The organism is Sphingobacterium sp. SGG-5 (assembly GCF_011043525.1).
GTDB lineage: Bacteria > Bacteroidota > Bacteroidia > Sphingobacteriales > Sphingobacteriaceae > Sphingobacterium.
In genome coordinates this window covers 239,672-252,224 of record NZ_JAAKGO010000007.1, presented here as the reverse complement: position 1 = coordinate 252,224, position 12,553 = coordinate 239,672, and the positions used below count along the sequence as shown (strand labels likewise).

At 40.2% G+C, this 12,553-nt stretch carries 13 protein-coding genes and 2 tRNA genes; 6 read left to right on the top strand and 9 right to left on the bottom strand.

Annotated elements, in window-relative coordinates; all coding sequences use genetic code 11:
• Positions 1-50 precede the first annotated feature (50 nt).
• A complete protein-coding gene (locus G5B30_RS12945; RefSeq protein WP_165320414.1) occupies positions 51-461 on the bottom strand; it encodes a BrxA/BrxB family bacilliredoxin in 411 nt (136 codons plus the stop codon).
• A gap of 206 nt (positions 462-667) precedes the next feature.
• On the opposite strand from G5B30_RS12945, the gene ahcY reads away from it, so the two are divergent.
• Entirely contained in the window at positions 668-1,984 is a 1,317-nt protein-coding gene (ahcY, locus tag G5B30_RS12940) for an adenosylhomocysteinase (protein ID WP_165320413.1), read from the top strand.
• A gap of 65 nt (positions 1,985-2,049) precedes the next feature.
• Here the strand turns inward: ahcY and G5B30_RS12935 are convergent, their stop codons facing one another.
• The 3 genes from G5B30_RS12935 to upp all read right to left on the bottom strand — a co-directional run bounded on the left by G5B30_RS12935 (position 2,050) and on the right by upp (position 3,895).
• Positions 2,050-2,598: an AAA family ATPase gene (locus tag G5B30_RS12935; protein ID WP_165320412.1), complete on the bottom strand. Its 549-nt coding sequence runs from the start codon at positions 2,596-2,598 to the stop codon at positions 2,050-2,052.
• Between the two features lie 51 nt (positions 2,599-2,649).
• Positions 2,650-3,123 (bottom strand): ribonuclease H-like YkuK family protein, encoded by a 474-nt coding sequence (locus tag G5B30_RS12930; RefSeq protein WP_165320411.1) that lies wholly within the window; start codon positions 3,121-3,123, stop codon positions 2,650-2,652.
• A 127-nt stretch (positions 3,124-3,250) separates the two neighbouring features.
• Entirely contained in the window at positions 3,251-3,895 is a 645-nt protein-coding gene (gene upp / locus G5B30_RS12925; protein WP_165320410.1) for a uracil phosphoribosyltransferase, read from the bottom strand.
• Positions 3,896-3,974: 79 nt separating this feature from the next.
• Between upp and uvrB the strand changes: the two genes are divergently transcribed.
• Entirely contained in the window at positions 3,975-6,002 is a 2,028-nt protein-coding gene (gene uvrB / locus G5B30_RS12920; protein WP_165320409.1) for an excinuclease ABC subunit UvrB, read from the top strand.
• 10 nt (positions 6,003-6,012) lie between these two features.
• Here the strand turns inward: uvrB and G5B30_RS12915 are convergent, their stop codons facing one another.
• Entirely contained in the window at positions 6,013-6,456 is a 444-nt protein-coding gene (locus G5B30_RS12915; RefSeq protein ID WP_165320408.1) for a hypothetical protein, read from the bottom strand.
• A 162-nt stretch (positions 6,457-6,618) separates the two neighbouring features.
• Between G5B30_RS12915 and proB the strand changes: the two genes are divergently transcribed.
• The 4 genes from proB to G5B30_RS12895 all read left to right on the top strand — a co-directional run bounded on the left by proB (position 6,619) and on the right by G5B30_RS12895 (position 10,110).
• Positions 6,619-7,650 carry a glutamate 5-kinase gene (gene proB, locus G5B30_RS12910; RefSeq protein ID WP_165320407.1) on the top strand — a complete coding sequence of 344 codons (1,032 nt, stop codon included), beginning with the start codon at positions 6,619-6,621 and terminating at the stop codon, positions 7,648-7,650.
• 33 nt (positions 7,651-7,683) lie between these two features.
• Positions 7,684-8,931, top strand: a complete 1,248-nt coding sequence (locus G5B30_RS12905; protein WP_165320406.1) for a glutamate-5-semialdehyde dehydrogenase — start codon at positions 7,684-7,686, stop codon at positions 8,929-8,931.
• A 33-nt stretch (positions 8,932-8,964) separates the two neighbouring features.
• Positions 8,965-9,327 (top strand): hypothetical protein, encoded by a 363-nt coding sequence (locus G5B30_RS12900; protein WP_165320405.1) that lies wholly within the window; start codon positions 8,965-8,967, stop codon positions 9,325-9,327.
• Positions 9,328-9,474: 147 nt separating this feature from the next.
• The gene (locus tag G5B30_RS12895) at positions 9,475-10,110 is read left to right on the top strand and encodes a peroxiredoxin (RefSeq protein WP_165320404.1); all 636 of its coding nucleotides are present in this window, start codon (positions 9,475-9,477) and stop codon (positions 10,108-10,110) included.
• Between the two features lie 328 nt (positions 10,111-10,438).
• On the opposite strand, the gene G5B30_RS12890 is transcribed toward G5B30_RS12895, so the two are convergent.
• The 4 genes from G5B30_RS12890 to G5B30_RS12875 form a co-directional block, all read right to left on the bottom strand.
• Positions 10,439-11,527 (bottom strand): S1C family serine protease, encoded by a 1,089-nt coding sequence (locus tag G5B30_RS12890; RefSeq protein ID WP_165320403.1) that lies wholly within the window; start codon positions 11,525-11,527, stop codon positions 10,439-10,441.
• Positions 11,528-11,529: 2 nt separating this feature from the next.
• A complete protein-coding gene (locus G5B30_RS12885) occupies positions 11,530-12,123 on the bottom strand; it encodes a sigma-70 family RNA polymerase sigma factor (protein WP_317164345.1) in 594 nt (197 codons plus the stop codon).
• A gap of 202 nt (positions 12,124-12,325) precedes the next feature.
• Positions 12,326-12,399, bottom strand: a tRNA-Asp gene (locus G5B30_RS12880).
• Between the two features lie 34 nt (positions 12,400-12,433).
• Positions 12,434-12,507: transfer RNA gene (locus G5B30_RS12875), tRNA-Asp, on the bottom strand.
• Between the last annotated feature and the right edge of the window lie 46 nt (positions 12,508-12,553).

Genomic DNA, 12,553 nt, shown 5'->3' with positions numbered 1-12,553 from the left:
CTATAATGGTGCTTTTTAATTATTATTCAAAAAATCAAAATATAATATCGTTAGCAATACTCATCAAAAGCAGCTACAAGGTTGTCCGCAATCATCTGTGCAGGCCTCCCTTCGATCATGTGTCTTTCAATCATATGTACAAGCTTACCATCTTTGAAAAGTGCCATTGCTGGTGAAGACGGTGGATACGGCAACATATATTGACGTGCTTTCTCTACGGCATCTTTTTCCATTCCTGCAAAAACCGTAACCAATTTACTCGGATGTTTTTCGTTGTTAACGGCCGCTTTAGCAGCGGGACGGGCATTTGCAGCAGCACATCCACATACAGAATTTACAACAACAAATACAGTTCCTTCAGAAGGAATTGCAGAATCTACTTCTTCCGGAGTCTTTAATTCTTGGAAGCCCGCATCAACTAACTCTTGACGCATCGGTGCTACTAAATATTCTGGATACATCTCTCTTTAAATTAAAAAGTTAAAATTCAAAAGTAAAAAATAGTCATTCTCTCTCTTTGAGGAATAGGACAAAGATAGGGGATTTAGGTTCTTTCATCAAGATGTTATCCTCAAGATAATGTCACTTTTAATACAGAAAGCAGATCGAATGTTTTGAATTGACTTGGCTTTCAAGTAATTTTGTGGTTTAAAAAATAGAAAGAATTATGTCATCATTAGAAACCACGTACGTACCCTACAAAGTAAAAGATATTTCTTTGGCAGAGTGGGGACGTAAAGAAATAGAATTAGCAGAGGCAGAGATGCCGGGATTAATGAGCCTGCGAAAAGAGTTTGGTGCTTCAAAGCCGCTGCAGGGAGCGCGTATCGCGGGGTGTCTGCACATGACGATCCAAACTGCCGTTTTGATCGAAACACTAGTAGAGCTTGGTGCTGACGTGTCCTGGTCTTCCTGTAATATTTTTTCTACGCAGGACCACGCTGCGGCAGCTATTGCAGCAGCAGGAATACCGGTTTACGCATGGAAAGGCATGACAGAAGAAGAATTCAATTGGTGTATTGAGCAAACACTCTTTTTTGGCGAAGAACGTGAGCCTTTAAATATGATACTGGATGACGGTGGAGATTTGACCAATATGGTATTTGATCAATTTCCGGAATTGATTTCTGGTATCCGGGGACTTTCCGAAGAGACAACAACGGGTGTCCACCGTCTGTACGAGCGGTATAAAAAAGGAACATTGCATTTGCCTGCTATCAATGTCAACGATTCGGTGACGAAGTCCAAATTTGATAATAAATATGGATGTCGTGAGTCGTTGGTCGATGCTATTCGTAGAGCTACCGATCTTATGTTGGCGGGTAAGGTCGCTGTAGTCGCCGGTTATGGTGATGTGGGGAAGGGGTCAGCAGAATCACTTCGTTCCGCAGGCGTTCGCGTCATCGTGACGGAGATAGATCCCATTTGTGCATTGCAGGCTGCAATGGAAGGTTTTGAAGTAAAGCGAATGGCTGATGCAGTGAAGGAAGCTAATATTGTCGTCACAACGACAGGTAATAAAGATATCATTCGTGCTGAGCATTTTAAAGCGATGAAGGACAAAACTGTGGTATGTAATATTGGCCATTTTGATAATGAGATTGACGTAGCGTGGCTAAATACGAATTATGGCAATACAAAAGTTGAAATTAAAGCGCAGGTCGATAAGTATACCATTGATGGTAAAGATATTATCCTATTGGCTGAAGGACGGCTGGTTAATTTGGGATGTGCAACCGGACATCCATCTTTTGTGATGTCCAATTCCTTTACAAACCAAACGTTGGCACAAATTGAACTTTGGACGAATACGGATAAATACGAAAAGAAAGTATATACGCTGCCGAAACATCTGGATGAAAAGGTGGCCCGTCTACATTTAGCACATATTGGTGTTGAGTTGGAGACTTTGACGGAAGATCAGGCATCCTATATCGGTGTGACCGTAGAGGGGCCTTATAAGGCTGAGGCTTACCGTTATTAAAATATTTAAAAGTAATAAAACGTCTTTTCTGGTCTACAGGGAAGGCGTTTTTTAATGTTCGCTGTTTAAATTCCTAATATGAAGTTATCTACCGCATGCCAGCCACGCTCTAATCGATCTTCTCCTAATCCAGAGATAATCTGATAGCGTCCTTGGATGGCATGGAGCTCCTGCTTCCACACTTGCATAAAATATTCTCGTTGTTCGGGAAAATCCCGCAGCGGATCGTCTTCCCAGGGCAGATCGATATCCATAAGCAGATAGAGATCATATTTCCTATTGAGGATTTCTTGTTGTACTTCTCGAGGTGTGTCACCAAAAAGGTAATCGCACCATATTTTGATCGTCATTATTGTCACATCACAGATCACAATATTATTTTGTGCTAAGGGAAGCAAAGCATCTTCTAAAGCGAGCTGGCCATAGAACATATTAATTTCGTCCTGAAGAGTATATTGGTTGTGAAGATTATGACAATAATAGCGGGCGTATTCCGGTATGCACACGGTATTGAATTTATCAGCCAAATAGGTTGCCATTGTCGATTTCCCTGTCGACTCGGGACCTATTACTGCTATTTTTAACAAGTCGTTCCTGTTTTCCCTACTGTACATATCAGGACAATAATACTGAAAATTTTGTGGGATAAAGGAAAAATAGCCCTTTTATTGTACGAGTTTGTTGGCGCAATTTGTGCTGGCAAACGACTCGGGCTTAGCTTTAAAACAAAACCCCATGCCTAAGATATATCCCATAGCATCTTTTAGCGCGACATGTGATTCAAATGTGGGGTTCGTGTTAATATCTGCATGTACTTCGAGGTCAATATGATATTGTTCCAGAAGAGGGCAGAGCTGATAGGCGGTATCGATGGATTTTTGTACTTCGAGGAGCATGCGTTCCTTAATACTCATGTTATGGTTCTTGCGGTCTTTGTGGATAAACATAAAACCGCCTTTGTGCTGTCGGAGAAAAACGATGACGGTAGCGAATTCGACAACACCACGTTTGACCTGGGAATCTGTTCCGATGAAAACCTTAAGAAGATTTCCTTGTTTCTTTTCTCGTAGGATTGCCGCTTCAACAGCATCGGCGATAGATAACCGCAGGTATTCTCCATTGTATTTTTGCCACTCCATAATTCATTTGATTTTTAATTGAATTTCGTGTTATAATGTTCATTTTCTGTTAATTTCGTTTTATGTTTTTAATAATTTCCTGTTTTCTCCTCACCGATCTGCCTTTCTTTCCCTTATTCGATATTCATTACTCCTTATTCCCAAAAGCAAGGTCGCCCGCATCACCAAGTCCAGGGACAATAAAGGATTTACTGGTCAATTCATTGTCAACATCGCCTGTCCATATATGTGCTTCGGGGATATACGCCCGGATATGCTGCATCCCTTCTTCGGTAGCTATAATGGAGGCAATATGGAGTTCTCTGATGTTATATTCACTAAGTATTTCCTTACATGTGAGAACCAAACTTTTACCTGTAGCAATTAATGGGTCGCTGATGATGACCGTTTTTTCGTCTAATGGTGGGATGTTACTATACTTTTTGCGGATCTCAAATTCCCCACTTTTTTTTGTGTGTCTAAAAGCTGCTATAAATCCGCTGTCGGCACGATCGAATACATTCAAAAAACCTTGATGAAAAGGTAGCCCCGAGCGGATAATAGTGACTAATATAGGTTGTTCCTCCAAGGTGCTCATTGATGCTATGCCCAAGGGTGTTTCAATATCTTTTTTAGCAAAACCCAATGTTTTGCTGATTTCATAAGCCATAGCCGCCCCTACTCTTTCTAAGTTTCTACGAAATCTAAGTCTGTCCTTTTGGATATTCACATCACGCAATTCTGCGATAAAATCATTGACAACGGAATTTTGCTTGGAGAGTATAGTAATCATCTTTTATAGATTTTGTTACCCCCAATTTACTAAAAAAATATCACAAAAAATAGTAACTTTATCCTTTTGCGGGAGCTTCATGGAATTTCAACTTACTTCAGAATATAAACCCACCGGAGACCAACCCCAAGCTATAACGGAGTTGGTCGCAGGTATTCGTCAGGGTGAACAGTATCAGACACTATTAGGCGTTACAGGATCGGGAAAGACCTTTACCATTGCTAATGTTATTCAGCAGACACAGAAACCAACATTGGTTTTGAGCCACAACAAAACATTAGCGGCGCAACTATATGGTGAGTTTAAACAGTTTTTTCCAAATAATGCAGTCAATTATTTTGTGTCCTATTACGACTATTACCAGCCGGAGGCTTTTATTGCGTCGTCGAATACATATATAGAGAAAGACCTTGCGATAAACGATGAGATTGAAAAATTAAGATTAGCCACTACCTCGGCGTTGATGTCCGGCAGGCGAGACGTTATCGTTGTATCCTCCGTGTCTTGTATCTATGGTATGGGAAATCCAGAAGATTTCTCACGTTCTATCTTTCGGTTTGGCGTAGGTACGGTCATTTCCCGCAATGCTTTTTTACATCGTCTAGTAGAAATTTTGTATGCACGGACCACTTCGGATTTCAAGCGTGGCACTTTTCGTGTCAAAGGTGATACGGTGGATATTTATCCGGCATATTTAGATAATGCATATAGGATCTCGTTTTTTGGAGACGAAATCGATGAATTGAGTGAAATAGATCCGATGACGGGTAAGACTATTCTCAAGCATGAGGCTTTGTCACTGTTTCCTGCCAATCTCTTTGTAACACCTAAAGAAAAGTTTACACAGTCTATATGGGCGATTCAGGATGAGCTTGTACAACGAAAAGTACAGTTGGAGGAGGAAGGTAAGTTGTTGGAGGCTAAAAGGCTGGAAGAGCGTGTTAACTACGATCTGGAAATGATGCGCGAACTGGGATACTGTTCCGGGATCGAAAACTATTCCCGTTTTTTTGATGGCCGGAGTCCGGGAATGCGGCCTTTCTGTTTGTTGGATTATTTTCCAGATGATTATCTGCTTGTCATTGATGAAAGTCATGTGACTTTACCTCAACTACGGGCGATGTATGGGGGAGACAGATCACGGAAAATATCATTAGTAGAGCATGGGTTTCGCTTGCCAGCAGCATTGGATAATAGACCATTGAATTTCCCTGAATTTGAATCTTTGACCAATCAAACCATATATGTATCCGCAACGCCGGGAGATTATGAACTGCAACAAACCGAAGGGGTCGTCGTCGAACAAGTCATCCGTCCGACCGGCCTGTTAGATCCCGTGATTGAAGTGCGTCCTGCGATAAATCAGGTAGACGACTTTCTGGAAGAGGTTGAGATAGCCATAAAGGGAGGTGGGCGTATATTAGCTACGACGCTGACGAAGAGAATGGCAGAGGAATTGACCAAATATATGAGTCGTCTAAATATCAAAGTCCGATATATCCATTCGGAGGTGAAGACTTTAGAACGTGTCGATATTTTGCGTGGTCTCCGGCTAGGGGAATTTGATGTATTGGTGGGGGTCAACTTGCTGAGGGAGGGCCTCGATTTGCCGGAAGTGACTTTGGTAGCCATTCTGGATGCCGATAAAGAAGGTTTTTTGCGGTCAGAACGTTCTCTTATACAGACTATCGGTCGTGCTGCACGGAACGATAAAGGACGCGTTATTATGTATGCCGATAAGATGACGGATAGTATGCGTGTGACGATAGACGAAACCAACAGAAGACGGGAGAAACAACTTGCATATAATGAGGAGCATGGTATTACACCTCGTACCGTAGGGAAAACACGTGAAGAGATATTAGAACAGACGGCCGTTGCGGACTACAGACCGGGAGAAGCAAAAATGTATGTAGAACCGGATCCGACAACCTCTATTGCCGCCGACCCACTCATTGAATATATGAGTGAGAAAGAGTTAAAAAGAGCAATCGATACGGTGCGGAAGAAAATGGAGAAAGCCTCCAAAGACATGGATTTCCTGGAAGCTGCAAAACTTCGGGACGAAATGTTCTCGTTGGAAAAAGCTTATAAGGAACGCTTCTAGTAAACGGGAGCTACATAATAGGTTCTTGATAAAGCTTTGTGTCGTTGAGACTCAGCGTCCAGCAATGATCCTCTTTTGTCAGATTGAAATTTCCATTGGAATAATTCTGAGCTGACATTTGTTTTAGGAGAATGCTGTTTTGATCTTCTGCCATAAATACCTCAGCTTCTCTTTGGATGGAATCCACAACAACATAAGCCGCGGTCTGAAACGACGACGAGGTGTTCATAACGCGAAGTTCGATTCCCTCTTCCCAGGGCCGGATACACGTCTTTTTGATTTGAGACCAGATATATCCGGCTGATCCTTTACAACCCAGCGAATCAGTGTCGCTGCCGACAGCCGTCGAGGTCATTAGCGTATCCGCAGTTGCGGAAGAGGTCGTATTCGTAGATTGGCATCCAAAGGTGAAAATGCCAAATGTCCATAATGGGATTAGATGTATCGCTTTCATAACGGGTAGAATTTTATTTTATTGATAACATTGCCTATTTTTACGTTATTAAAAGTGTGAAATTTCTCTTTGTTAAATTTTAAATTGAAACCTGCATGAATGCCATAAAAGAAAAATAACTAATTCTTGCAAGCTTCATCGCATGAAGAAATAATAATTACGATGAAAAAACCAGTTCTTGTTATCAAATTCGGCTCGGCATCTGTTACCTCGCAAGGAGAAATTGATGAACGCATCATACTGGAAATCGCCCGTCAGACTTCTATATTACAATCGAATTATAATATTGTTTTAGTTTCCTCCGGTGCAGTAGCGGCAGGTAAAAAATATATTCCCAAATACAAGGGAACATTGGCTGAACGTAAGGCTGCGGCAGCTATTGGGAATCCATTGTTGGTGCGTAAATATGCAACATATTTTAAGCCGTTCGGGATTGCACTTGCACAGAGCTTATGTGAACGACATCATTTTTCAAATAGAGGTCAATTTTTGCAGTTGAAAAGCACGTATGAAACGCTGTGGAAAAATAATGTCATTCCAATTGCAAATGAAAACGATGTGGTAAGTAACAAAGAGTTAAAATTCTCAGATAACGATGAGTTAGCAACTTTAATTGCTGTAGGTTTTGGTGCGGAACAATTACTTTTATGCACCTCTGTCCCGGGTGTATTGGATGAAAAAGGTGAAGTGATAGCAGAAATCAAAGAAATTGATAAATCAACATTGTCACTAGCCCGAAAGGAAAAATCTACTGCAGGATTAGGGGGAATGATATCGAAATTGAATTTTGCTCGGTTGGCTACGCAGATGGGAATAAAAGTAGTCATTTTTAGTATGCAAACGGAAAATGGTATTTTGAAAGCTTTGAACGGTGAGACGGGAACTGTTTGTTTGGCGCAAAAGAAGAAAGTTTCATCTCGCCAAAAATGGTTGGCCAGTGGAAGTTTGATTACGGGGTTGGTAGAAGTAGATAAAGGTGCCATTGATGCTTTAAGAAGAAGGAAGAGCCTGTTGGCAGTCGGTATCGCGCAGGTCGTTGAAGGGTTTGAAGTCGGTGAGGTGTTTCACATTGCTGACGAAGACGGCATTATACAGGCGGTTGCGAAGTCAAAAGTTGATTCTGCCCTATTAAAAAATGGCCATAAAACAAAAAATGTAGAAATAGCGCATGCGGATGATATCGTGTTGCTATGAATGTAAATAAATTTGGAAGAACTTATTAATACCATGCAAAATATCCAGTCACAATTGTTAAATGCGCGGAAGGCAAAACAAGCCGTCCGCATGCTATCCCGGGAGGATAAGAAAAATATCCTGAATAAAATAGCGAAGGGACTACTCGATCACAAAGAAACTATTATCCAGGAAAACAAAAAGGATTTGGAAAGGATGGACCCTACAGATCCAAAATTTGACCGACTTAAACTGACCGATGAAAGAATAAACGGGCTTGCACAAAGTATTATTGATGTTGCTAACCTGGAAGACCCTACCGGTCAGATACTGAGTTCAAAGATTTTGGATAATGGATTGAAGATTGAGAAAAAGACAGTTGCATTGGGTGTTGTAGGCGTTATCTACGAGTCTCGTCCGAATGTTACGGTAGATGTTGCAGCATTATGTCTACAGTCGGGAAATGTTTGTTTGTTGAGAGGAGGATCGGATGCATGGTTTACTAATTCTTATTTGGTTGACATGATCAGGGATGCTTTTACTTCTTTTTCTATAGATCCAAATATTGTACAGCTTCTTCCCACAGACCGCGAGTTTGTTCAGGAATTGCTGACGGCTACAGATTTTGTCGATATTATCATTCCCCGTGGTTCGCAATCATTAATAGACTTTGTGCGTGATAATGCGAAGGTGCCTGTAATCGAAACCGGCGCTGGTGTATGTCATACCTATGTCGACGAAACGGCAGATTTGGATAAAGCAGCAAAGATTGTTGCCAATGCCAAAATTTCTAGGCCTTCGGTATGTAATGCTTTGGATACGGTGCTGGTTGACGCTGCGGTTGCCGATGCTTTCATACCTAAATTGCTGCCGCATTTTGAGGAAGCTAAAGTGGAGGTCTATGCTTCAGCTGAACTATATGGTCTATTGGCACAGCTCGGCTATCCTTTCCTTAATCAGGCAAAGGAATCGGATTTTGGTAAAGAGTTTTTAGATCTAAAATGTTCTATCAAAACGGTTGATGGATTAGCGGATGCATTGGAGCATATTGCAACTTATTCTTCGAAGCATTCGGAGTGTATTGTGTCTAACGATCCGGTACATATTGCGGATTTCATGAACGCGGTAGATGCGGCAGCAGTATATTCCAACGCTTCCACCCGTTTTACAGATGGCGGAGAATTTGGTTTAGGGGCAGAAATAGGTATTTCGACGCAGAAGTTACATGCACGGGGTCCTTTTGCATTGGAAAAGCTGGTGACGGAGAAGTGGTTTGTAACTGGAGATGGACAGGTGAGGTAGAATATGGGCATTCGTTACGAGAAAGATACAATCTTGAATTGGATCAACGAGATGGGGAAGTTCCTCCGTCTCTTGGTAGATAAGTGGGAGGGCAGTTTAGAAGAAGAGTCCACACCAATAGATATAGAGAGTGGGTACAAAGAGTACTTCCGACAAGATAGATCCTACTTGATTGGATTAGATAATGGTGAGCTCGAACTTTTTATATCTACGCTCGAACCTGAGCAAATTCGCCCATTGGCACAGCTTTTTATGTACGATGGATTGCTATCTGATGATCGCGGCCTTTTGAAAAAAGCAAAATTTCTGTTTGAGCTTAATATGCGTCAAAGTGGGAGCTTCTCATTTGAGGATTATGGGTTTTTAGCAAAGATTGATAACGAACTGAAATTTTAGAAATATAATTCTCTTAATCATGAGTAACACAGTCGCCCAAGGGGATATGTCATAGAATAATTAAAAAATATTGTATAATTTGATATATAAAATTTAATCTACTACATTTGTAGACTAATATATTTTTTAACATTAATCATTAACGATATGAGTTTAAGATTAGGCGATGATGCGCCAAATTTTCAGGCCAAGACCTCGGTAGGGGACATTGATTTCTATGACTTTATTGATGGTAGCTGGGCAGTTTTATACTCGCACCCATCAGATTTTACACCCGTTTGTACAACGGAATTGGGGCGTACAGCACAATTAAAATCGGAATTTGAAAAGCGTAACGTTAAAGTATTGGCGTTAAGTGTTGATAGTGTTCCCGATCACTTAGATTGGATAAAAGACATTAATGAAACGCAAAATACAAATGTCGAATTTCCGATCATAGCAGATGAAGACCGTAAGGTTGCACAGTTGTACGATATGATTCATCCCAATGCGTCAGCCACAGCAACGGTAAGATCGGTGTTTGTGATAGGGCCAGATAAGAAAATTAAACTTACACTGACCTATCCAGCATCAACAGGACGTAATTTTAATGAGATTTTGCGTGTAATTGATTCATTGCAATTGACAGCTGATTATTCTGTTGCTACTCCAGCAGACTGGAATCAGGGAGAGGACGTTATTATATCGACGGCTATTCCAACAGCGGATATTCCTGCAAAATTTCCAAAAGGATTTAAAGAGATCAAGTCCTATTTACGTACTACCCCACAGCCAAATAATTAAGGTATTTAGACTGTATTATTTAATAGAAAAGCCAGCTGTTTAGTTGGCTTTCTCTTTATATTCGTTTTTCTTTTTTCGTAGGGTATAAGAGGCAATTAGAGCTATCAATGTGATAATAACTATTTGGCCTAGCCCGTGTAGGAAGTCTAAGTTGTATTGATCTGTGCCAAAAAGATAAAGGAAAGCTTGTGTCAAGACCGACAAACACAAAAAGATAAAAAAATATATCCAAAAGGTCCGCATAAGATTGCCTAAAGTTAATGATTAATTTTCTGATTATCAAAGCCTATCTTTTACATAGGCCAACCTGAAAAAGAGAAAGTATCCATTAAAATACTTTGACAATATAGATATAATCTTGTAATTTCTTGATTTGCTCTGTCCGAGGCAGGTTAGCTAACGTATTTTTATTATTCAATACAATATTTCCTTTCAGGGAGTCGGCAGGTATCCGATTCAAGGTTTCTATTAATTCTTTTGTTTTAATAGCGAAGGCTGCCCCATCGATACCTTTTTGTTTACCCGATATTATTCCGATAATATTCCCTTGGTTATCCAATACGGGGCCACCACTATTCCCTGGATTGACCGGTATAGAAATCTGATAGGCTATAGTATCGCCGACATATCCTGTATTAGAACTTAAATAGCCTTGACCATATACGGCCTCGTCGCGTGGAAAACCAATTGTATAGATATCCTCTCCGAGTTCAGATTTTTGCTTTTTGAAGGTGTAAGGCACGTTTTTGAGCGGTTTAAAACCGGTATCGTCAATATGGAGGATTGCCAGATCCTTGATGGCATCTGAATACACAATTTTCGCGCGAAACGATTGTCCCTTACTGTTTTGAAGATGTACCGAATCTGCACCGTTAATGACATGGTTGTTGGTTACTACATATCCGTCTTTTGTTAGCATAAAACCTGTCGCACCAAAGTGTATGGGTGTTGTGTTTTTTGTTTTATTATTGTTAATATCCCGGATGACCTTGTTTTGTTCATTTACATTTCTCTTTACCGAATTCATTTCTCGGCGTAAAGCACTGTAATCTGTCGTGGCTTTCTTGATGTTTGTAAAATATCCTGTCAACCATAATGTAGAAAATACGGACACTAATGCAACGGTTGCTGCAACAGCCGCATTAATCTGTAAACGGCTCCACAATGAAAGTATTTTCTGACTGGAAAAAAGAGAAGAATTTGATTTAATATTTTTACCTTCCTTAGCCAGTGCAAGACGAAGTGCTTTTCTTTCCTCTGTATCTTTCCAGAGTTTTAAGAACGAGGTATGTTCTTCTAGCAATACAGTTATTTCAGGATGTTCTTTGCAATATTCTTCAAATGCAATCTGGTCTTCTTTTGATAATTCCCCTCTCATGTATTGGTCTGCCCAATCCAAAAAATCTTGTCGCCTCATGACTACTTGTCTAATTTACTTGTATTAAAAAACAGTTTTTTGAGCCGCTGCAAGCACTTGTACTTTTGTGTCTTTGCGTTGTCGGTAGTCGTATAACCAAACTTTTCCTTGATTTCTTGCATAGACATATTTACTATATAAAAGTCATGTAGTAAAGTCTTGCAAGGTTCACCAAGCTGTTCTAATGCAAAACTCATTTGTCTAAAGTTGCTCTCAATAATTTCGTGTCGTTCGACATCATCCTCTATTTTTAGAATATCCTCAAAATCTGATATATCCGATGTTTTCGAGGTTACTCCTTTCCGGGTAAGGTGCTTCAACCACAGTCGTCTACTGACAGCATACAAAAAAGTACTAAGCTTACTATTTAGCTCAAATTTACCTTGAGTAAGTCTGTCATATAAAACCATCACAGCATCCTGAAATATATCCTTTGCTTCATCGTCAGACCCGTTGTTGTTGATAATCATACGAGATATCGACGGGAAGAAGAATTTATACAATTTATTGATAGCCCTACTATCACCTTGTGCTATTCCCGTTATCAATTCTTGATCGGAAACTTCATATGGTAATATATGCTTTATCTTACTCACTTGTTAATACCTTAAATATGGAAATAGTAACCCTTAATATCTCAAATTTAATATATGAAATTCTTTATTCAAACGTAATAGTATTTTTAAACAATTGCCATAAAAAAGTTGTGTTTTTTAGTTGTGTCAGTAATTGAGAAGGAGACATGAAACAGATGGAAAATAAAAAAGGTGTCGACAGTTTTGTGACACCTTTTGTTAGCGGTCTGGACGGGACTCGAACCCGCGACCCCATGCGTGACAGGCATGTATTCTAACCAGCTGAACTACCAGACCTATTATTATTATGTATTTTGTAAGAGAATTTTAGCGGTCTGGACGGGACTCGAACCCGCGACCCCATGCGTGACAGGCATGTATTCTAACCAGCTGAACTACCAGACCTAAATTCCTCTTTACTTCCTTCTTTTAAGAAGGTGTGCAAATATAG

Excerpts from the sequence above, each read along its gene's own strand:
- G5B30_RS12935 (WP_165320412.1), bottom strand. The coding sequence starts at position 2,598 with ATGTACAGTAGGGAAAACAGGAACGACTTGTTAAAAATAGCAGTAATA.
- G5B30_RS12945 (WP_165320414.1), bottom strand. The coding sequence starts at position 461 with ATGTATCCAGAATATTTAGTAGCACCGATGCGTCAAGAGTTAGTTGAT.
- G5B30_RS12905 (WP_165320406.1), top strand. The coding sequence starts at position 7,684 with ATGCAAAATATCCAGTCACAATTGTTAAATGCGCGGAAGGCAAAACAA.
- uvrB (WP_165320409.1), top strand. The coding sequence starts at position 3,975 with ATGGAATTTCAACTTACTTCAGAATATAAACCCACCGGAGACCAACCC.
- G5B30_RS12890 (WP_165320403.1), bottom strand. The coding sequence starts at position 11,527 with ATGAGGCGACAAGATTTTTTGGATTGGGCAGACCAATACATGAGAGGG.
- G5B30_RS12895 (WP_165320404.1), top strand. The coding sequence starts at position 9,475 with ATGAGTTTAAGATTAGGCGATGATGCGCCAAATTTTCAGGCCAAGACC.
- upp (WP_165320410.1), bottom strand. The coding sequence starts at position 3,895 with ATGATTACTATACTCTCCAAGCAAAATTCCGTTGTCAATGATTTTATC.
- G5B30_RS12930 (WP_165320411.1), bottom strand. The coding sequence starts at position 3,123 with ATGGAGTGGCAAAAATACAATGGAGAATACCTGCGGTTATCTATCGCC.
- ahcY (WP_165320413.1), top strand. The coding sequence starts at position 668 with ATGTCATCATTAGAAACCACGTACGTACCCTACAAAGTAAAAGATATT.
- G5B30_RS12915 (WP_165320408.1), bottom strand. The coding sequence starts at position 6,456 with ATGAAAGCGATACATCTAATCCCATTATGGACATTTGGCATTTTCACC.
- proB (WP_165320407.1), top strand. The coding sequence starts at position 6,619 with ATGAAAAAACCAGTTCTTGTTATCAAATTCGGCTCGGCATCTGTTACC.